This window comes from Nonomuraea sp. C10 (assembly GCF_008017515.1).
Taxonomy (GTDB): domain Bacteria; phylum Actinomycetota; class Actinomycetes; order Streptosporangiales; family Streptosporangiaceae; genus Nonomuraea; species Nonomuraea ferruginea.
Genome location: NZ_VPFF01000001.1, coordinates 167,441 through 186,558 on the forward strand (window position 1 = coordinate 167,441; position 19,118 = coordinate 186,558).

At 70.8% G+C, this 19,118-nt stretch carries 19 protein-coding genes; 14 read left to right on the plus strand and 5 right to left on the minus strand.

Features of this window, described 5'->3' with window-relative positions; genetic code table 11:
• Window positions 1–60 precede the first annotated feature (60 nt).
• A complete protein-coding gene (locus tag FR742_RS00810) occupies window positions 61–1,095 on the plus strand; it encodes a glycoside hydrolase family 26 protein (RefSeq protein WP_261808290.1) in 1,035 nt (344 codons plus the stop codon).
• Here FR742_RS00810 and FR742_RS00815 read toward each other — a convergent pair.
• From FR742_RS00815 to tnpA, 4 genes are all read right to left on the minus strand, one after another.
• Window positions 1,040–1,921, minus strand: a complete 882-nt coding sequence (locus FR742_RS00815) for a sulfite exporter TauE/SafE family protein (protein WP_148029123.1) — start codon at window positions 1,919–1,921, stop codon at window positions 1,040–1,042. The genes FR742_RS00810 and FR742_RS00815 overlap by 56 nt on opposite strands.
• On the minus strand, window positions 1,918–3,126 hold the full coding sequence (cysC, locus tag FR742_RS00820; protein WP_148029124.1) for an adenylyl-sulfate kinase: 1,209 nt from the start codon (window positions 3,124–3,126) through the stop codon (window positions 1,918–1,920). Before cysC ends, FR742_RS00815 begins: the two co-directional genes overlap by 4 nt.
• A 66-nt stretch (window positions 3,127–3,192) precedes the next feature.
• Window positions 3,193–3,909, minus strand: coding sequence for a bifunctional 2-polyprenyl-6-hydroxyphenol methylase/3-demethylubiquinol 3-O-methyltransferase UbiG (locus FR742_RS00825; protein WP_148029125.1), 717 nt, complete (start codon window positions 3,907–3,909; stop codon window positions 3,193–3,195).
• 153 nt (window positions 3,910–4,062) lie between these two features.
• A complete protein-coding gene (gene tnpA, locus FR742_RS00830; RefSeq protein WP_148029126.1) occupies window positions 4,063–4,491 on the minus strand; it encodes an IS200/IS605 family transposase in 429 nt (142 codons plus the stop codon).
• Between the two features lie 24 nt (window positions 4,492–4,515).
• Between tnpA and FR742_RS00835 the strand changes: the two genes are divergently transcribed.
• A complete protein-coding gene (locus FR742_RS00835) occupies window positions 4,516–5,658 on the plus strand; it encodes an RNA-guided endonuclease TnpB family protein (RefSeq protein ID WP_148029127.1) in 1,143 nt (380 codons plus the stop codon).
• An 88-nt stretch (window positions 5,659–5,746) separates the two neighbouring features.
• On the opposite strand, the gene FR742_RS00840 is transcribed toward FR742_RS00835, so the two are convergent.
• A complete protein-coding gene (locus FR742_RS00840; RefSeq protein ID WP_219544081.1) occupies window positions 5,747–6,289 on the minus strand; it encodes a TIGR03086 family metal-binding protein in 543 nt (180 codons plus the stop codon).
• On the opposite strand from FR742_RS00840, the gene FR742_RS00845 reads away from it, so the two are divergent.
• From FR742_RS00845 to FR742_RS00895, 12 genes are all read left to right on the plus strand, one after another.
• A complete protein-coding gene (locus FR742_RS00845) occupies window positions 6,288–7,115 on the plus strand; it encodes a helix-turn-helix domain-containing protein (protein ID WP_222708810.1) in 828 nt (275 codons plus the stop codon). The genes FR742_RS00840 and FR742_RS00845 overlap by 2 nt on opposite strands.
• A gap of 313 nt (window positions 7,116–7,428) precedes the next feature.
• Window positions 7,429–7,554 carry a hypothetical protein gene (locus FR742_RS45525; protein WP_261808291.1) on the plus strand — a complete coding sequence of 42 codons (126 nt, stop codon included), beginning with the start codon at window positions 7,429–7,431 and terminating at the stop codon, window positions 7,552–7,554.
• A gap of 37 nt (window positions 7,555–7,591) precedes the next feature.
• The gene (locus FR742_RS00850; protein WP_261808292.1) at window positions 7,592–7,987 is read left to right on the plus strand and encodes a signal peptidase I; all 396 of its coding nucleotides are present in this window, start codon (window positions 7,592–7,594) and stop codon (window positions 7,985–7,987) included.
• A gap of 228 nt (window positions 7,988–8,215) precedes the next feature.
• The gene (gene mfd, locus FR742_RS00855) at window positions 8,216–11,704 is read left to right on the plus strand and encodes a transcription-repair coupling factor (RefSeq protein WP_148029128.1); all 3,489 of its coding nucleotides are present in this window, start codon (window positions 8,216–8,218) and stop codon (window positions 11,702–11,704) included.
• Between the two features lie 28 nt (window positions 11,705–11,732).
• Window positions 11,733–12,329 (plus strand): SurA N-terminal domain-containing protein, encoded by a 597-nt coding sequence (locus tag FR742_RS00860; RefSeq protein WP_148029129.1) that lies wholly within the window; start codon window positions 11,733–11,735, stop codon window positions 12,327–12,329.
• Window position 12,330: 1 nt separating this feature from the next.
• A complete protein-coding gene (locus FR742_RS00865; RefSeq protein ID WP_148029130.1) occupies window positions 12,331–13,266 on the plus strand; it encodes a MazG family protein in 936 nt (311 codons plus the stop codon).
• A 57-nt stretch (window positions 13,267–13,323) separates the two neighbouring features.
• Window positions 13,324–14,601: a phosphopyruvate hydratase gene (gene eno / locus FR742_RS00870; RefSeq protein ID WP_148029131.1), complete on the plus strand. Its 1,278-nt coding sequence runs from the start codon at window positions 13,324–13,326 to the stop codon at window positions 14,599–14,601.
• A gap of 69 nt (window positions 14,602–14,670) precedes the next feature.
• Window positions 14,671–15,183: a PT domain-containing protein gene (locus tag FR742_RS00875; RefSeq protein WP_148029132.1), complete on the plus strand. Its 513-nt coding sequence runs from the start codon at window positions 14,671–14,673 to the stop codon at window positions 15,181–15,183.
• Entirely contained in the window at window positions 15,173–15,661 is a 489-nt protein-coding gene (locus FR742_RS00880; RefSeq protein WP_148029133.1) for a DUF501 domain-containing protein, read from the plus strand. The genes FR742_RS00875 and FR742_RS00880 overlap by 11 nt, the downstream gene beginning before the upstream one ends.
• Complete coding sequence (locus FR742_RS00885; protein WP_148029134.1) at window positions 15,652–16,599, plus strand: Ppx/GppA phosphatase family protein; 948 nt, start codon at window positions 15,652–15,654, stop codon at window positions 16,597–16,599. The genes FR742_RS00880 and FR742_RS00885 overlap by 10 nt, the downstream gene beginning before the upstream one ends.
• 174 nt (window positions 16,600–16,773) lie before the next feature.
• Window positions 16,774–18,207: a hypothetical protein gene (locus FR742_RS00890; RefSeq protein ID WP_148029135.1), complete on the plus strand. Its 1,434-nt coding sequence runs from the start codon at window positions 16,774–16,776 to the stop codon at window positions 18,205–18,207.
• A gap of 100 nt (window positions 18,208–18,307) precedes the next feature.
• Window positions 18,308–19,102: a uracil-DNA glycosylase gene (locus FR742_RS00895; RefSeq protein ID WP_148029136.1), complete on the plus strand. Its 795-nt coding sequence runs from the start codon at window positions 18,308–18,310 to the stop codon at window positions 19,100–19,102.
• Window positions 19,103–19,118 lie beyond the last annotated feature (16 nt).

Genomic DNA, 19,118 nt, shown 5'->3' on the forward strand with positions numbered 1-19,118 from the left:
GGGGCGACGATTGTGGCTCGACGGGTATTTCCGTATAGAGCAGCTTTCTCCGGATTGGCGGTGGGGCTGGCCGCCGTGCTCGCCGCCTGCTCGACGGGGCCGGGCGGCGCCGTTCAGAAACCCGCCCGCGCCGGCAACCCCCCGCTCGTCGCCGACTCGCCCGACTGCGCGGTCACCGGCCGGCTGATCCCGTCATGCGGCGCCTGGTGGGGCATCGCCCCGGAGATCTTCACCGGGCTCGACGTGGTGGAGGCGGTGGCGAGCGCCGAGCGGCGGATGGCCGCGCCCGCCGACATCGTGCACGTCTACCACCGGGGCAAGGAGCTGTTCCCGAACGAGAAGGAGATCCGGCTCGCCCGCGATCCCGAGCACCCGCGGCTGCTGCTGATCAACTGGAAGCCGTCGCTCACCCACACCTGGGCCGAGGTCGCCGGCGGCGCCGTCGACGACCGGATCGACCGGCTGGCCGACCATCTCAGGCGGACGTTCCCCGAGCGGTTCTTCCTCACCATCCACCACGAGCCGGAGAACGACGTCGGCTCGGCGGCGGGCTCCGGCATGCGGGCCAAGGACTACGCGGCGATGTTCCGCCACGTGGTGCTCCGGCTGCGCCACAAGGGCGTCAAGAACGCGGTCACCGTCATGACCTACATGGGCGCCCCCAACTGGGCGGTCAAACCCTGGTTCGAGGAGCTCTACCCGGGCGACGACGTGGTCGACTGGGTGGCCATGGACCCCTACGCCGACCACCGGGTGCAGGACTTCGGCTCCCTGGTGAACAAGACGCGCGCCGACTTCGACGAGTGGCCCGGCTTCTACCGGTGGATGCAGTGGCGCTTCCCCGGCAAACCGGTCATGATCGCCGAGTGGGGGGTGTTCGAGCGGCCCGACGACCCGGCCTTCAAGCGGGCGTTCTTCGAGTCGGTGCGCCACCAGATCCGCCGCTACCCGCAGATCAAGGCCATGGTCTACTTCGACTCGCCGCACGCGCCGCGGGGCGACACCAGGTTCGACACCGCCGAGACGGCCGGCAAGGCGTTCACCGAGCTCGCGAGAGATCCGCACTTCCGCGCGACGCGCGTGCCGCGGCCCTGACCCGCAGGCGCCAGCCGACCACGATCACCACGGTGGCGACCGCCAGGGCGGCCAGCGTGATCATGTTGTCCACGTTCAGCAGCTTGAGCGCCGAGGCCAGCAGCACGATCGCCAGCATCGCCCTGATCAGGCCGCCCGGCGCGCGGGACGAGATCCGCGCGCCGAGATAGACGCCCGGGATCGAGCCGATCAGCAGCGAGACGGTCAGGTCGAACTGGAAGTCACCGAAGAGCAGGTGGCCGAGCGCGGCCGAGACGACCAGCGGCACGGCCTGGACGAGGTCGGTGCCGACGAGCTGGTTGGCCTTGAGCGCCGGGTAGAGGGCCATGAGCGCCACGATGATCAGCGAACCGGAGCCCACGGAGGACACTCCCACGATTAATCCGCCTACCATACCGACCAGTACGGTCGGGATGGGGCGCACGCGGATCTCGTTCGCGCCCGCCGTGCCTCCCCTGTCGCCCATCAGCGTCTTGGCGGCCAGCCCCGCGACGGCCAGCAGCAGCGCCACCCCGAGCGCGTACTTGACCCCGTCGCCCACCGCCCACGCCCGCGCCAGGAACACCCCGCAGAACGCCGTCGGCACCGACCCCGCGCACAGCCACCAGACCAGCCGCAGGTTGACGGTGCCGTGACGGAGGTGGACGAAGCTGCCCACCGGCTTCATCACGGCCGAGGCCACCAGGTCGCTGGAGACCGCGGCCAGCGGCGGCACGTTGAAGAACAGCATCATCATCGGCGTCATGAGCGCGCCGCCGCCCATGCCGGTGAGCCCCACCACGATCGCCACCAGGAAGGACCCGACGATCAGCGGAAAGTCGATCATCGCACCCACCCTCCGGCGCGCAGCGTGCCCAGCACCCGCTCGACCGCGGCCTCGACCGAGACGTGCGTGGTGTCGACCACCAGCTCGGCGTCGTCGGGTTCCTCGTAGGGATCGGAGATGCCGGTGAACTCGGGGATCAGCCCGGCCCGCGCCTTGGCGTACAGGCCCTTGCGGTCGCGCCGCTCGCACTCCTCCAGCGGCGTGGCCACGTGCACGAGCAGGAAGTCGGCGCCGACCGACTCCACCATCTCCCGCACCTCGGCCCGGGTCGCCGCGTACGGGGCGATCGGGGCGCAGATGGCCAGGCCGCCGTGGCGGGCGGCCTCGGCGGCCACGAACCCGATGCGGCGGATGTTGAGGTCGCGGTCCTCCTTGGAGAACGACAGCCCCTTCGACAGCAGCCGCCGCACCACGTCGCCGTCGAGGTAGGTGACGGTCCGGGTGCCCAGCTCCAGCAGGGCGTCGCGGAGCCCGCGGGCGATCGTCGACTTGCCCGACCCGGACAGGCCGGTGAAGAACACCACCAGCCCGCGCCGGTGCGGCGGGCCGGGGATGCGCACCGGCTCGGGCCCCGCCAGGTGCTCGGCCGCGCCGTAGGCGGACGCGACGTGCTCGCGCAGCTCCAGGTCGATCTCGGGCTCCCCGCGTGGCGCCAGCGGCACCGGGACGACGAGCGTGCCCGCCGGCAGCCGGTCCCTGGCCCGCAGCGCCGCCCTGACCACGCCGGGGCCGTCCTCCCCGTACGAGAGAGGCAGCAGCACGATCACCGCGCCGAGCTCCTTGGCGGTGGCCGCCACCTCGTCCAGGTCGTCCAGCGGGCCGCGCATCGTGACGGCCAGCGCGGGGCGCCCGCCCAGCTCGTCGCGTACCTGGGCAGGGGTGCGGTGCAGGCGGGCGAACGGGCCGTGCTCGGGCGCGCCCAGCCCCTTGACCGGCCCGGCGGCCAGCCCGTCGGGCCCGTGCTCGGTCACGGTGAGCGTGGCCAGCGGGACGCCCTCGGGGTCGAGCAGCGTCACCTCGCCGCCCGCGTCCTCGGGCAGGTGGAGCGTCACCGGCGCGGGCCAGGGGGTGCCGTCGGCGAGGGTGCCGCGCTCGTGCACCGCGTGCACGTCGTCATGGCCCAGGAACCCGGTCAGCGGCTGGAACGCCCCCGACAGCAGCAGTTCGAGATCGGCCAGCTCGCGCGGCTCCGGAGTCCACTCCACGGTGATTGATCCCAACTATCCCGACTGCAATGGTAGGCAACCCTACCCGCTGGCGCCGGGGAGATACTAGATGAGACGGGCGAAGTGGTAGTGCGGCTTCCTGATCACCATGGTGATCTCGTCGTGACTGGCGGGATAGCGGCCCCGCGTGAGCTGCGCCGTCACCGCCACCGCCGCCGACCCCACCCGGCCCATCGCCGGCCCGCTCGTCGCCCGCTCCTCGTCGGTGACCATCAGGCCCCGGGCGAGGCAGTACGCGTGCATCCCGTCGGCCGAAGCCAGCGTCCCGTACCTGGCCGGCAGCGGCCCCGGGGTGCCCTCCGCGACCAGCCGCCGCCACAGCAGCCGCCGCACCCACGACGGGGTCAGCCGGTCGAGCAGCCCGTAGGCCGACTCGCGGTCACGCATCCGCAGCAGCACCAGCCCGCCCGGCCGCAACGCGTGCAGCAGCCGGTCGAACACCAGCTCCGCGTGCTGGATCCGCTCCAGGAGGAACGACAACTGGACCACGTCGTACGAGCGCGGCGGCAACGGCGCCGACCGCAGATCGCCCAGCGACCACGTCACCAGGTCGGCCCGCTCCTCCACCACCCGCCGGATCTCCGGCAGGTCCTCGTCGACCCCGGACACCCGGGTCTCGATCCGGTCCAGCACCAGCGGCTCGTCGTGTGCGCACCCGGCGACCAGCACGTCCAGCCGCCGGCCGAGCTGCCCCGCCCACTGCTCGCGGATCCGCTGACTGAACAGACCCCCACCCCGGGCCACCGCCCGTACCTCAGACATGTGACCCACAGTAATCACAGGAACGCCAATAGTGGCGCATCTTCGGCAGGATCTGGCGTGGAACCCCGGGCGTTTACGCCTGGGAGGAAACGACAGCGCGGGAGGGCCCTCAGGCCCGAGCGGTGCCGTGACGGCTGGCTTCGCGTGAGCGGCTCAGCCCGGTCGCTTCTGATTCTCGATGTACTCCTTGATGATCGACAGGGGTGCGCCTCCGCAGGAGGCGGCGAAGTAGCTGGGCGACCAGAAGTGGCCGCCCCAGAGATAGCGGCGGACATGAGCGCTGTACTCCTTCCGCAGCAGCCGGGCCGAGACGCCTTTGAGAGAGTTGACCAAGGTGGAGAGCGCGACCTTGGGCGGGTAGTGAACCAGCAAGTGGACATGGTCATGCTCGCCGTTGAACTCGACCAGTTCGGCGCCGAAGCTGTCGCATACCTCGATCATGATTTCTTCACAGCGGCGCAGAAGTTCGTCGGTGAACACTCCACGCCGATATTTGGGTGTAAAGACCAAATGGGCATGCAGGGCGTAGACGACTGTGCGCCCACGCCGGATATCGGGATTGGGTTCCCATCGCGGTGACATAGACCAAATGTTAGTGTGTTCGATATGAAGCTGGTGGTGCAGGTGCGACTCCTGCCGACGCCCGAGCAGGCGGCGGCGCTGGAGGCGACCCTGCGCGCGGTCAACGCAGCCGCCTGCCAGGTCTCTACGCTGGCCTACGATCAGCGGGTCTTCCGCAACTACGACCTGCGCAAGCACGCCTACACGAGCATCAAAGACCACTACGGGCTGGCCGCCCAGGCCGCTCAGCACGTCATCAAAAAGGTCGCCGACGCCTACGCCGTCCTGCACGCCAACCTGCGGGCCGGGAACCTGGGCAAGCCGGGCTCAGCGCGACGCCTCAAAGCCGAATCCAAGCCGATCGCCTTCCGGCCCGACGCCGCTCAGCCCTTCGATGACCGATGTTTGTCCTGGCAGATCGACGCGCGGACGGTGTCGATCTGGACGGTTGCCGGGAGGCTGAAAGACCTGACGTTCACTGCCTCCGCCGAGCAACTCAAGACCCTGTCGGCCTACCGGAAGGGCGAGTCCGACCTGGTCTGCAGGGACGGCGTGTGGTTCCTGATCGCGACCTGCGACCTTCCCGACCGGCCGGTGAGTCTGCCGGACGGCTTTCTGGGCGTGGACCTGGGCATCGCCAACATCGCCACCACCAGCACCGGCACCCGGCATTGCGGCAAGAGACTGAACGCGGTCCGCCACCGGCGGCGCGAGCTGCGACGCCGGTTGCAGGCCAAGGGCACCAAATCGGCCAAGCGGCTGCTGAAAAAGCGGCGCCGGGCCGAGGCGCGGCTCGCCGCCAACACCAATCATGTCATCGCCAAGCAGATCGTGGCCGAGGCAGAACGCACCGGACAAGGGATCGCCCTGGAAGACCTCCAGGGCATCCGCGACCGGGTACGGCTTCGCAAGCCCCAGCGGGTCACGCTGCATGCGTGGAGCTTCCACCAACTCGGGAGCTTCATCTCCTACAAGGCGGCCCGGGCCGGGGTCGCCGTCATCCACGTCGACCCGTCCTACACCAGCCAGCAGTGCTCGGCCTGCGGGCACGTGGACAAGAACAACCGGCGCGACCAGGAAACCTTCTCATGTACGTCGTGCGGCTTCGCTGAGCATGCCGACGTCAACGCAGCCCGGAACATCGCCTCACGCGGTGAGACGGGCTGGGCAGTGAGTCACGCTGCCTGACGCGGACCGGACCGTCGAAGCCATCGACGGCGAGGAACTGCAAGCTCGGTCGTTCACGGCCGGGAAGCTGACGAGTCAGAGGCGGGATCTAGGGGGTCCAGGCCGGATCCCTGCCGGTGACGCCGAGCAGGCGGTCGAGCGGCGAGGCGTCGTCCGGCACCGCCACCGCAGGCCCGAAGACGCCGCCCTGCCTGCCCTTCTCCGCCATCTGCTCGGTGAAGCTCAGCGCCCGCGCGACCGTCTCGGGGTCGGGGGCGTACTCCTGGCCGGTGGCCCTGGCCAGGTCCCAGCCGTGCGCCACCATGTCGACGAGATACATGTGGGCCAGCGTGGTCATCGGCATGCCCATGCCCTGGCTGACGCCCTCCCACGCCTCCGGCCGCGACCAGGCGGCGAGCGTGCGCTCCGCCCGCTCGGGGAAGTCGCCCGCGTACGGCCCCTGCTCGGCGGGCGCCTCATGGCGAGCCAGCGACGCGAACATCTCCGCCACCCATTCGAGGTGGTTGACCAGATCCTTCACGTCGTACTTCTCGCACGGGGTCGGGAGCCCGAGCTGCTCCTGCCGCACCGCCCGGACCAGGCTCGCGGTCTGTTCGGTGGCACGCGTCATCAGCGGCATCATGTCTTCCATGGCAGCGATGATGCCGGACCGGCCCGCCGCGGGGCTTGTAAAAACACGACTGCGAGGCTGGGTCGACCCGTACGCCGGGCTCGCCGCCTTCGACTTCGCCCGGCACGCGCCGTCCCCCGCGCTCGCTCCCTACGTCGACCACTTCTGGGTCGTCACCTGGACCGATCTCGCCGAACCGTACGAGCAGCGCATCGTCTCCCACCCGACGGTGAACATGACGATCACTCATGACTTCCACCGGATCGCCGGGGTGATCAGGGGCGGGTTCTCGTACACCATGCGGGGCAGCGGCCGCGTCCTCGGCATCCGCTTCGCCCCCGGCGGCTTCCGGCCGTTCCTCGGCGGTCCCGTGCACCGGCTGACCGGCCGCTTCCACGAGATCGGCGAGATGTACGGCGCCGCGGGCTCGTCGATGGTGGAGCGCGTCCTGGCCGAACCTCGTATTCCGGCCGCCATCGCGATCGTCGAGACGTTCCTGCTGGGCCTGCGGCCGGAGCGGGACCCGCTCGCCGAAGAGGTGGCGGCGCTGGTCGTGGTGGCGGAGAACGACGTCACCGTGACCAGGGTCGACCAGTTGGCCGCCCGGTCGGGGCGATCGGTGCGCTCGCTGCAGCGGCTGTTCAGGGACTACGTCGGCATCGGCCCCAAATGGGTGATCCGCCGCTTCCGGCTGCACGAAGCCGCGGAGCGCGTCTACCAGGGCCTCGACCTCGCCACCCTGGCCGCCGAACTCGGCTACACCGACCAGGCCCACCTGACCCGCGACTTCACCGCCGTGGTGGGCATGCCTCCAGCCGCCTACGCCCGACTCGGCCCGGCGCGCTGACGCGGTTCTCGCTCGAAGGCTTTCCGAACGCTCTGCAGGCGCCGGACGCTCACCCAACGGCATGGCCCTCGCAACCCAGGCGCTCCGCGCCGATCGTCTCGGACTGTGCTCAGCGGGGAGCCGAGCTCCCCGCCCCCCTCGCCGGGGGCCTCCCGGCCCCCTGGACCCCCGTGCGTGAGATGGATCAAGATGTGAGCATGTCGGGGCGGTAAGGCACCCGGGCAGGGGCATCACATGTCGCGCTGTCCACATTGCTCTGGACCCGCTACGACGAGATAGCCGGTGCCTTGTCGCGCTGGTCGAGGCGGGAGGGATGGACCGGCGGGCAGCTTACGCCTGGGCCGTGCTGCGCTCGGTGGAATACTGGTTGTGGGGGCTGGGCGCCGGTCTCACCGAGGACCCGGTCCGCTGCGCACGCATCGTCGAGGAACCGGTGTGATCCCGGGCGTCGCCCGCGGGTGCTAGCGTCCCCGGGCGTGGTGGAAAGGGATGGGTCCCCAGCGGAGGACGACCGGGTGTACGTCGGCAACGCCGGCGTGGACGGGCCGCTGGACGGCGGGTGGCTGCTCGGTCATTTCAAGCCCCCGGGCGACGTGCGGCACAGCGAGGCCGTCGAGATCAAGTGGGGCCTGCACAAGCCCGGCGACGAGCGCGCCCGATGGGTCACCGGCGAGAACCGCACCGCCCTGCTCATCCTGATCAGCGGCCGGTTCCGCGTCGAGCTCCCGGGGCGCAGCGTGCTGCTGGCCGAGCGGGGCGACTACGTGGTGTGGGGCGAGGGCGTCGACCACTCGTGGCTGGCGGAGGAGGAGTCGGTGGTCCTCACCGTCAGATGGCCCAGCGTGCCCGGCCACAAGGTGCCTCAGGGGTAGCCGAGCCCAGCCTGGTGGGCGGGTGTGCCTCGCGTCTTCACCTGCGAAACCCCGTCTCACATACAGAGGCACCACGCAAGAGGAGCCCGGCTCCCCACCGGACACAGGCCCGTGGGGTTGGACGGGGCGGGGGCGCGAGCAGGGGGCGGGTGGGAAGTAGGCTGGATGTCATCACCCCCGCGCTCCGCTTGGCCGGGGGTAGTCGTGTTGCCATCGTGGGGCTAACTGATGAGTCTTTCCGGACTACTTGACCTTGTCGTCGCCGACCCCGAGCTGACCGCCGCCCTCGACAGGGGCGGTGACGTCGCGCTGGTGGCGCCCGCCGCGCTGCGGCCGTTCGGCGTGGCCGCGCTGGCCGGGCACGATCAGCGCACCGTGCTGGCCGTCACCGCGACGGGGCGGGAGGCGGAGGATCTGGCGGCGGCGCTGAGCAGCCTCATCGACCCCGGGTCCGTGGCGGTGTTCCCGGCGTGGGAGACGCTCCCGCACGAGCGGCTGTCGCCGCGGTCCGACACGGTGGGGCAGCGGCTGGCGGTGCTGCGGCGGCTGGCGCACCCGGTGAAGGGCGACAGCGCGGCGGGCCCGCTGAATGTGGTCGTGGCGCCCATCAGGGCGCTGCTGCAGCCGATCGTCAAAGGGCTGGGCGAGCTGGAGCCGATCCGGCTGAGGGCGGGCGACGACGCCGACCTGGACGAGGTGGTGACGCGCCTGGTGGAGAACGGCTACCACCGGGTCGACATGGTGGAGCGGCGCGGCGAGGTCGCGGTGCGCGGCGGGCTGCTGGACGTGTTCCCGCCGACGGAGGAGCACCCGCTGCGGCTGGAGTTCTGGGGCGACACGGTCGAGGAGATCCGCTGGTTCAAGGTGGCCGACCAGCGCTCGCTGGAGGCGGCGGAGGAGGGGCTGTTCGCGCCGCCGTGCCGGGAGCTGCTGCTGACGGCGGAGGTGCGGGAGCGGGCGCGGGAGCTGGCGGAGCGCTATCCGGCGCTGGCCGAGGTGCTCGACCAGCTCGCGGAGGGCACGCCGGTGGAGGGCATGGAGGCGTTCGCGCCCGCGCTCGCCGGTGAGATGGACCTGCTGGTCGACCATCTGCCGGTGAGGTCGGCGGTGTTCGTCTGCGATCCGGAGCGGATCAGGAGCCGGGCCGAGGAACTCGTGCGCACGTCGCAGGAGTTCCTGGAGGCGTCCTGGATCAACGCGGCGGCGGGCGGGGAGGCGCCGATCGACCTGGACGCGGCGGCGTTCCGCACGCTCGACGAGATCCGCGGCCACGCCGAGGCGCTGGGGCAGCCGTGGTGGACGATGGCGCCGTTCGGCGGCGGCGTGGAGCTGGCCGCGCACGACTCGGAGGCCTACCGCGGCGACACCCGCAAGGCGCTCGACGACATCAAGGGCTGGCTGGCCGAGGACAAGGCGGTCGTGCTCATCAGCGAGGGCCACGGGTCCGCCGAGCGCATGGTGGAGCTGCTCAAGGGCGTCGACGTGCCGGCCCGCCTGCAGCGGTTCGTCGACAAGGCGCCGGAGCCGAAGGTGGTGCACGTCACCACCGGGCTGCTGGAGCACGGGTTCGTCACGCCGGGTCTGGCCGTGCTCACCCATCTCGACCTGGTGGGCCAGAAGGCGTCCACGAAGGACATGCGCCGCCTGCCGTCGCGCCGCCGCAACATGGTGGACCCGCTGCAGCTTAAGGTGGGCGACCACGTGGTGCACGAGCAGCACGGCGTGGGCCGCTACATCGAGATGGTGCGCCGCACGGTCCAGGGCGCCACGCGCGAGTACTTGGTGATCGAGTACGCCAAGGGCGACCGGCTGTACGTGCCGACCGACCAGCTCGACGAGGTCACCCGCTACGTCGGCGGCGAGTCGCCGACGCTCAACCGGATGGGCGGCGCCGACTGGGCCAAGGCCAAGTCGCGGGCGAAGAAGGCGGTCAAGGAGATCGCCGGTGAGCTGATCCGGCTCTACTCGGCCCGCATGGCCTCGCCCGGCCACCCGTTCGCGCAGGACTCGCCGTGGCAGCGCGAGATGGAGGACGCGTTCCCGTACGCGGAGACCGCGGACCAGCTGGAGGCCATCGACGAGGTCAAGCGCGACATGGAGCGCGGCGTCCCGATGGACCGGCTGATCTGTGGCGACGTCGGCTACGGCAAGACCGAGATCGCGGTGCGCGCGGTGTTCAAGGCCGTGCAGGACGGCAAGCAGGTGGCGGTGCTGGTGCCGACGACGCTGCTGGTGCAGCAGCACATGTCGACGTTCACCGAGCGGTTCTCCAGCTTCCCCGTCACCATCAAGCCGATCTCCCGCTTCCAGAACGACGCCGAGGTCAAGGGCACGCTCGACGGGCTGCGCTCCGGCGCGGTCGACGTGGTGATCGGCACCCACCGGCTCCTCAGCCCGGAGGTGAGGTTCAAGGACCTCGGGCTGATCATCATCGACGAGGAGCAGCGGTTCGGCGTCGAGCACAAGGAGGCCATGAAGCACCTGCGCACGCAGGTGGACGTGCTGGCCATGTCGGCGACGCCGATCCCGCGCACGCTGGAGATGGGCCTGACCGGCATCCGCGAGATGTCGACCATCCTCACCCCGCCGGAGGAGCGCCACCCGATCCTCACGTTCGTGGGCCCGTACGAGGAGAAGCAGATCGGGGCGGCGATCCGGCGCGAGCTGATGCGCGACGGCCAGGTGTTCTTCGTGCACAACCGGGTGGCGTCGATCAACCGGGTGGCCGCGCGGCTGCGCGAGCTGGTGCCGGAGGCGCGGATCGCGGTGGCGCACGGGCAGATGAACGAGCACCAGCTTGAGAAGATCATGGTCGGGTTCTGGGAGCGCGAGTACGACCTGCTGGTCTCGACCACGATCGTGGAGTCCGGGCTGGACGTGCCCAACGCCAACACGCTCATCGTGGACCGGGCGGACAACTACGGCCTGTCGCAGCTCCACCAGCTGCGCGGGCGGGTCGGGCGGGGCAGGGAGCGCGGTTACGCCTACTTCCTCTACCCGCCGGAGAAGCCGCTGACCGAGACCGCCCACGAGCGGCTGGCCACGATCGCCCAGCACACCGAGATGGGCGCGGGCATGTACGTGGCGATGAAGGACCTGGAGATCCGCGGCGCCGGCAACGTGCTGGGCGCCGAGCAGTCGGGCTTCATCGCGGGCGTGGGCTTCGACCTGTACGTCCGGCTGATGGCCGAGGCGGTGCAGGAGCAGAAGGCCAAGCTCGAAGGCGTGGCGGCGGCCCCCGAGCAGCACGACGTCAAGGTCGAGCTGCCGATCAACGCGCACATCCCGCACGACTACGTCACCTCGGAGCGGCTGCGGCTGGAGGCCTACAAGCGGATCGCGGCCATCGCCGAGCCGGCGCACATCGACGAGGTGCGCGACGAGCTGACCGACCGCTACGGCAAGCCGCCGGTCGAGGTGGAGAACCTCCTGGAGGTCGCCGCGTTCCGGCTCAGGGCGCGCAAGGCCGGGCTGACGGACGTCACGCTGCAGGGGCAGTACATCAAGTTCGGCCCGGCGCGGCTGCGGGAGTCGCAGCAGATCCGGCTCGACCGTCTGTACAAGAAGTCGGTCTACAAGCAGGCCGCGGAGACGCTGCTGGTGCCGGTGCCCAAGACGAAGCCGCTGGGTGGGCAGCCGTTGCGCGACATGGATCTGCTCAAATGGTGCGGCGACCTGGTCGAGGCGATGTTCCTCGAACTCGCGCCGGTAAGCTGACTGGGGTTTTTGTCGGAAAGGGACACACGTGAAGTCGATACGAGTGGCTGTGGCCGCCGCGGCAGCCGGGGTGAGCTTCCTCGGCCTGGCCGCCTGCTCTACCCCTGTCGAGGCCGGAGCGGCGGCGATCGTCGGTGATCAGCGCATCTCCTCCAGCGACCTGAACGCGAACGTGAAGAGCTACCAGGCCGCGCTGGAGAGGGCGAACATCGGGCCCGACCAGCTCACGGCGCCCGTCGCGCAGTTCGTCCTCTTCAGCATGACCAACCAGCTCCGCTACCAGCAGCTGGCCGACAAGCACGGCGTCACGGTCAGCGAGACGGAGATCGACACCGCGCTCAAGGACCCGGGCGAGTTCCAGGATCCGCAGATGAACCTGCTGTCCAAGGGCGTCTCGCCGGCTGACGCGCGCGACTACGTCAAGGCCGAGGTGGGCATCCGCAAGGTCATGGACAAGTTCGGCGGCGCGGGCAACCAGCAGGCCGCCGCCAAGGTGCAGCAGGAGTTCAACTCGATCAAGACGGTCTTCAGCCCCCGTTACGGCACCCTCCAGCAGGGTCAGGGCTTCGTCGACCCGGGCCGCTTCGGCAAGCCGGCCCAGACCGCGCAGCAGCCGCAGGGCTGACATGCCGCTCGTCGTCGTCACCACCTCGCCGCGCGTCGCGCCTGGGCTGCTCAGCCACCAGGCGTGGCAGGCGTTCCGGTCCGGCCCGGTGCTGACGGGCTCGCCGGACCATCCGCAGCTGCCGTACCTCGCCGAGGCGGGGGTGGAGGTCGCGGTCGTCACTCCCGACCCGGCAGGGCTGGTCGCGCGGGCGGCGGGGGAGACGGTGGTGTGGCTCGCCGCCGACGGCGACGAGGACTTCATGCGCGCTCTCGGCCACGCCGCGATCGCGCTCGACGACCCGCCGCTGATCGAGGTGGTGCCCGGCTCGTACGACCTGCCGGGCGCGCGCGTGCTCGATCTCGTACGGGTGATGGACCGGCTGCGCACCGAGTGCCCGTGGGACCGCAAGCAGACGCACGAGTCGCTGGTGCCCTACCTGCTCGAAGAGGCTTACGAGGTGCTGGAGACGATCGAGGAGGGCGACCACGACGCGCTCCGCGAGGAGCTCGGCGACCTGCTGCTCCAGGTGGTCTTCCACGCCCGCGTGGCGGAGGGCTTCGACGTCGACGACGTGGCCGACGGCATCGTCGGCAAGCTGGTGCGGCGCCACCCCCACGTGTTCGGCTCGGTCAAGGCGGAGAGCGCCGACGAGGTGAACGACAACTGGGAGGCGATCAAGGCCGCCGAGCGGGCTTCCCGGGGCGACGAGTCGCTGCTCGACGGGGTGCCGATGGGCCAGCCGGCGCTGTCGCTGGCGGCCCAGCTGCTGCGCCGCGCCGAGCGGTCGGGCGTGCCTGACGGCCTGTCCGCGGCGGTCGGCCAGGGGGTCGCCCGCGAGCTGTTCGACCTGGTGAAGCGGGCGCGCTCGGCGGGCGTCGACCCGGAGGCGGAGCTGCGGGCCGCGGCGCGGACGTATCGCGACCGGGTGCGCGCGTGGGAGTCGCGCCGGTCGTGATGCCCTCTACCGATAGGCTCTGAACGCATATTGCCTATCGATTCAGGAGCGCATCCCGTGGCTACCATCGAGGTCGTTTACGCTCGCGAGATCCTCGACTCCAGGGGCAACCCGACGGTCGAGGTCGACGTGGTCCTCGACGACGGCAGCACCGGCCGGGCGGCGGTGCCCAGCGGCGCGTCCACCGGCCAGTTCGAGGCCGTCGAGCTGCGTGACGGCGACGACCGCTACGGCGGCAAGGGCGTACGCAAGGCCGTGCTGGCCGTGACCGACGAGATCTTCGACGAGATCCACGGCATCGAGGCCGAGGACCAGCGCATCGTCGACCAGATCATGATCGATCTGGACCGTACGCCCAACAAGGCCAAGCTGGGCGCCAACGCGATCCTGGGCGTCTCGCTGGCCGTGGCCAAGGCCGCCGCCGACAGCGCCGAGCTGCCGCTCTTCCGCTACCTCGGCGGCCCCAACGCCCACGTGCTGCCGGTGCCGATGATGAACATCCTCAACGGCGGCGCGCACGCCGACACCAACGTCGACATCCAGGAGTTCATGATCGCGCCGATCGGCGCCGAGTCGTTCGGCGAGGCCGTGCGCATGGGCACGGAGGTCTACCACGCGCTCAAGAAGGTGCTGCAGGAGAAGGGCTACGCCACCGGTCTCGGCGACGAGGGCGGGTTCGCGCCCAACCTGCCGTCCAACCGCGACGCGCTCGACCTGATCCTGGTGGCCATCGAGCGGGCCGGCTTCACCCCCGGCGCCGACGTGGCGCTGGCGCTCGACGTGGCCGCCACCGAGTTCCACAAGGACGGCGTCTACACCATCGACGGCAAGGGCCTGTCCGCCCAGGAGCTGATCGCCTTCTACGCCGACCTGGTCGACAACTACCCGCTGGTGTCCATCGAGGACCCCCTCGACGAGGAGGACTGGGAGGGCTGGAAGGCCATCACCGAGGCACTCGGCGACCGGGTCCAGCTCGTCGGCGACGACCTGTTCGTGACCAACCCCGAGCGGCTGGCGCGCGGCATCGGGTCGGGCACCGCCAACGCCCTGCTGGTCAAGGTCAACCAGATCGGCACACTGACCGAGACGTTCGACGCGGTCGACCTGGCCCACCGCAGCGGCTACCGGTGCATGATGAGCCACCGCTCCGGCGAGACCGAGGACACCACGATCGCCGACCTGGCGGTGGCGACGAACTGCGGCCAGATCAAGACCGGCGCCCCGGCCCGCTCCGACCGGGTGGCCAAGTACAACCAGCTGCTGCGCATCGAGGAGATCCTCGACGACGCCGCCCGTTACGCGGGTCGCGCGGCCTTTCCGCGTTTCCAGCAGTAATTTCGGGTAGCTGCCCGCGGCGGTCCGATGGCGCCGCGGGCGGTTCGTACGGGGAGGTGGGTGCCGGAGGTGGCGAAGAAACCGCAGTTGACGGGGCGGGCCGCGATCCTCGCGGTGGTGGTCTGCGCGATCGCCATGAGCCTGGCGTACCCCGTCCGCACCTACATCGCCCAGCGGCGCGACATCGCCGAGCTCCGCGAGGAGAAGGCCAAGGTGGAGGCCGAGCGGCAGCGGCTGCTGGCCGAGAGCCGCCAGGTCGGCGACCCCAACTGGGTCAGGCGCACGGCCAAGGAGCGCCTCCACTACTGCGGCCAGGGCGAGAGGTGCTTCGTGGTGATGGACCCCGACCCGGGCAAGGGGCAGGCGGCGGCCCAGCGGCCGGCGCAGCAGCCGCCGTGGTACCAGACGCTGTGGGAGTCGGTCCAGGCGGCCGACGACGGCACGGGCCGGCGCGCGACCGAGCAGTCGCCCGGCCAATCGGCAGGGCAACCGACCGGACAGCCGGCAGAGCAGCCCACCGAGCAGCCGGAGAAGCAGCCGGAGAAGCAGCCGGAGAAGCAGAAGGAGAGCGTTGGACAGTAAGGACGCCGAGGCCGTCGAGAAGCAGCTCGGGCGGCCGCCCCGGTCGCTGCGCCGGGTGGCGCACCGCTGCCCGTGCGGCAACCCCGACGTGGTGGAGACCGCGCCCAGGCTGGCCGACGGCAGCCCGTTCCCCACGCTCTACTACCTGACCTGCCCGAAGGCGGCCTCGGCCATCGGCACGCTGGAGGGCTCGGGGCTGATGCGCGAGATGCAGGACAGGCTGGCCGGCGACCCGGAGCTGGCGTCCGCCTATCAGGCCGCGCACGACGCCTACCTGGCCAGGCGCGACGAGGTCGCCGCGGAGGAGGGGCTGGAGCCCCTGGCGCCCGGAATGCAGAGCGCCGGCGGCATGCCGCTGCGGGTCAAGTGCCTGCACGCGCTCGTCGCGCACGAGCTCGCGGCGCCGGGGAGCAACCCGTTCGGCAGGGAGGCGCTGGAGGCCCTCCCCGAGTGGTGGAGTGACGGACCATGCGTGTAGCCGCCATCGACTGCGGCACCAACTCGGTGCGCCTGCTCGTGGCCGACGCCGGCGAGGCCGCGCTGGCCGACGTCGAGCGGCGGATGGAGATCGTACGACTGGGCCAGGGCGTCGACCGGACCGGGCGGCTGGCCCCGGAGGCGCTGGAGCGCACGTTCGGTGCGATGCGCGCCTACCGCAAGCTGATCGACCAGCACGGCGCGAGCGCCACCCGCGTGGTCGCGACCAGCGCGACCCGCGACGCGGCGAACCGTCAGGAGTTCACCGACGGGGTGCGCGAGATCTTCGGCGTGGAGCCGGAGGTGATCTCCGGGTCCGAGGAGGCCGAGCTGTCGTTCACCGGCGCCACCAGAGGGCTGGTGCGGCTGTCGCCGGAGACCGAGGTGCCGCAGGGGCCGCTGCCGCCTTACCTGGTGGTCGACATCGGGGGCGGCTCGACGGAGTTCGTGGTGGGTTCGGAGCACGCCGAGTCGGCGATCTCGGTCGACATCGGCTGCGTGCGGCTGACCGAGCGTCACCTGCGCGACGCCGGTGACCCGCCGTCCGCGGCAGCGCTGGAGGCGGTGGTGGCCGACGTCGAGGCCGCGCTCGCCCGCGTCGAGGACGAGGTTCCGGTACGCGACGCGCGCACGCTCGTGGGGCTGGCCGGTTCGGTGACGACGGTGGCGGGCGTCGCGCTCGACCTGCCCGCCTACCTGCCGGAGCGGATCCACCACGCGCGTCTCTCCAGCGAGCAGGTGCACGACGTGACCCGGCGGCTGCTGGCGATGACCCATGACGAGCGGGCGGCGCTGCCGGTGATGCACCCGGGCCGGGTGGACGTCATCGTGGCGGGGGCGCTCATCCTCGACCGGATCGTCCGGAGGTTCGGATTCGAGCAGGTCGTCGTGAGCGAACACGACATCCTTGACGGAATTGCCTGGTCTCTCGTCCGTTAAGTCGCCAAATCTACACATATAACCGGCGTGTTCGTATTGAATGCGCAATGCCCTTGTGCTTTAGTGATCGTTGCAGTAACGGGGGCTTTGCCATATGGCCGGGCAGAGATGAATGTCGGCGTGGCAACCGTCTCCGTGTGCGTTCTTACTCTCACGGAATGGAGTCACTCTCCTATGAAGTCCTCTGCCTTAGTACGGAAGGTGGCCGCGATCGCGTCCACCGCCGTGCTGGCCGGTCTGGTCGCCGGTCTGGCTGCTTCCCCCGCGCAGGCTGCCGCCAAGCCGCGGGTCAAGCCGAAGGTGTCGGTCTCGACGCCGAAGGCCTCCGATCGCGACTACCAGGGGTCGTGCCCGGCGAACATCACGTTCTCGGCCACGGTCAAGGTCAAGCTCAACGGCAAGACCACGGTCGCCTACCGCTGGCTCCACGGCGACGGCTCCAAGAGCAAGGTCAAGACCGTCAAGGTCTCGGCCAAGGGCACCAAGTCGATCAAGCTCTCGGAGAAGGCCACCTTCAAGGGCGACGTCAAGGGCTGGCAGCGCCTCGAGGTCCTGAGCCCGCGCAAGGTCGTCTCCAAGAAGGGCTACTTCTCGGTCGACTGCGTGCAGGCCAAGGACGTCACGCGCACCCACCTCGACAAGCGGGTGTCGGCGAAGGCATGGGCGAGCCCGTCCACGTACGTGGGCTACTGCAACCCCGGCTCGAAGATCGACTTCGTCGGCCGGATCAGCGTGGAGCGCCCGTCCTGGGTCCGCTACCGCTGGGTGGTCAACGGCAAGACCGTCGACTACGGCAAGGTCAAGGTCCGGGACTCGCGTAAGGTCGGCGTCGGCTTCTCGCCGCGCCACAGCCACAGCGGCTCGGCGGTGCTCGAGGTCCTCAGCCCGGACCGTGCGGTCTCCAACCGTGCCTACTACAAGGTCCACTGCAAGGACTACACCCCGGCGCCCGCTCCGCGGGTGAAGGTCGACGCCTCCAACCTGGTGACGGCGACCAACCACGACGGGTGCAAGGTGAGCGCGCACGCCAGGGTCAGCGCCAGCGGCTCCGACCGCGTCCGCTGGGTGTGGTCGGTGAACGGCAGCACCGTCGACTCGGGCTCCACCACCTTCCACCGGGGCGGCGCGAAGACCGTCACCCTGTCCGACACCGCGCTCTCGGGTGCGGCGAAGAACGGCGGCACCGTCCGCCTGTCGGTGTTCGGCTCCAACGACCGCGACAGCATTGCGCAGTCGTACGCCGCCTGCCAGGCTCCGAAGCCCTCGGTCTCCGTCTCCAGCGTCTCGGTGGCCGGTCAGCGCAACGAGATGTGCGCCGACAACCGGGGCCCCGGGGTCGACTTCAAGGCGACCCTGACCAGCACCGGCCCGGCGACCGTCCAGTACTACTGGGTGGTCGACGGCAAGCGTGACCACAACACGCTCGAGCGCCAGGTCAACGGCAGCCTCGACGTGACGTGGGGCGTCGGCGGCACGCGTGGCGCCTCGGTGACCGCGGGCTCTGTCGAGCTCGTCGTCGTCAGCCCCAACGCGACCTCCTCCGGCACGTCGCAGTTCAGCGCGACCTGCCCGCCCAAGGAGGCCCCGCAGACTGAGAAGCCTGCCTGATCAGTCGAGCTGAACCGGGCGGTGTCCACGTGACGCCGCCCGGTTCTTCGTTGTCCGGCCTGGTTCGTGGCGGTCCCGGACATCCGGCACCATCGATGTCATGAGCTTCGTACCTCCCGGCACCGGGTGGCCGGACGACCCGGCCACCGCCGACACCCCGGTCGCCCGAGACCCCGGCGGCGTGCGCCGCCTCGCGGAGAGCAGCGCCACGCTGGCGGAGCTCACCGCCAGGCAGTCGGTCTGCCGGGCCTGCCCGCGCCTGGTCGCCTGGCGCGAGGAGGTCGCCGAGGTCAAGCGGCGGGCCTTCGCGGACGAGACCTACTGGGGGCGCCCCGTCCCCGGGTGGGGCGACGAACGTCCGCGCGTGCTCATCGTCGGGCTGGCCCCCGCCGCGCACGGCGGCAACAGGACCGGCCGGATCTTCACCGGCGACCGCAGCGGCGACTGGCTGTTCGCCTCGCTCCACCGCACCGGCCTGGCCGCGAAGCCGACCAGCACGCACGCCGGCGACGGGCAGGAGCTGATCGGCGCCAGGGTGGCGGCCTCGGTCCGCTGCGCGCCCCCCGCCAACAAGCCGCTGCCCGAGGAGAAGGCCGCCTGCTTCCCGTGGCTGGCCCGTGAGCTCGCGCTGGTGGCGCCGGACGTCCGGGTCGTGGTCGCGCTCGGCGGCTACGCCTGGCAGGCCATGTGGCCCGCGCTCAAGGAGGCCGGCTACGCCCTGCCGCGCAGCCGCCCGCCGTTCGGCCACGGCGTCGAGCTGGCGGTCTCGTACGGGGACGCGCCCGTCACGCTGCTCGGCTGCTACCACCCGAGCCAGCAGAACACGTTCACCGGCAGGGTCACCGCCGAGATGCTCGACGCGGTCTTCATACGGGCGGGCGAGCTGTCGGTGTGACGCATCCCATCACGCG

Excerpts from the sequence above, each read along its gene's own strand:
- mfd (WP_148029128.1), top strand. The coding sequence starts at position 8,216 with ATGAGTCTTTCCGGACTACTTGACCTTGTCGTCGCCGACCCCGAGCTG.
- FR742_RS00845 (WP_222708810.1), top strand. The coding sequence starts at position 6,288 with ATGGCAGCGATGATGCCGGACCGGCCCGCCGCGGGGCTTGTAAAAACA.
- FR742_RS45525 (WP_261808291.1), top strand. The coding sequence starts at position 7,429 with ATGGACCGGCGGGCAGCTTACGCCTGGGCCGTGCTGCGCTCGGTGGAA.
- FR742_RS00840 (WP_219544081.1), bottom strand. The coding sequence starts at position 6,289 with ATGGAAGACATGATGCCGCTGATGACGCGTGCCACCGAACAGACCGCG.
- FR742_RS00885 (WP_148029134.1), top strand. The coding sequence starts at position 15,652 with ATGCGTGTAGCCGCCATCGACTGCGGCACCAACTCGGTGCGCCTGCTC.
- FR742_RS00825 (WP_148029125.1), bottom strand. The coding sequence starts at position 3,909 with ATGTCTGAGGTACGGGCGGTGGCCCGGGGTGGGGGTCTGTTCAGTCAG.
- tnpA (WP_148029126.1), bottom strand. The coding sequence starts at position 4,491 with ATGTCACCGCGATGGGAACCCAATCCCGATATCCGGCGTGGGCGCACA.
- FR742_RS00865 (WP_148029130.1), top strand. The coding sequence starts at position 12,331 with ATGCCGCTCGTCGTCGTCACCACCTCGCCGCGCGTCGCGCCTGGGCTG.
- FR742_RS00895 (WP_148029136.1), top strand. The coding sequence starts at position 18,308 with ATGAGCTTCGTACCTCCCGGCACCGGGTGGCCGGACGACCCGGCCACC.
- FR742_RS00835 (WP_148029127.1), top strand. The coding sequence starts at position 4,516 with ATGAAGCTGGTGGTGCAGGTGCGACTCCTGCCGACGCCCGAGCAGGCG.
- FR742_RS00890 (WP_148029135.1), top strand. The coding sequence starts at position 16,774 with ATGAAGTCCTCTGCCTTAGTACGGAAGGTGGCCGCGATCGCGTCCACC.
- FR742_RS00815 (WP_148029123.1), bottom strand. The coding sequence starts at position 1,921 with ATGATCGACTTTCCGCTGATCGTCGGGTCCTTCCTGGTGGCGATCGTG.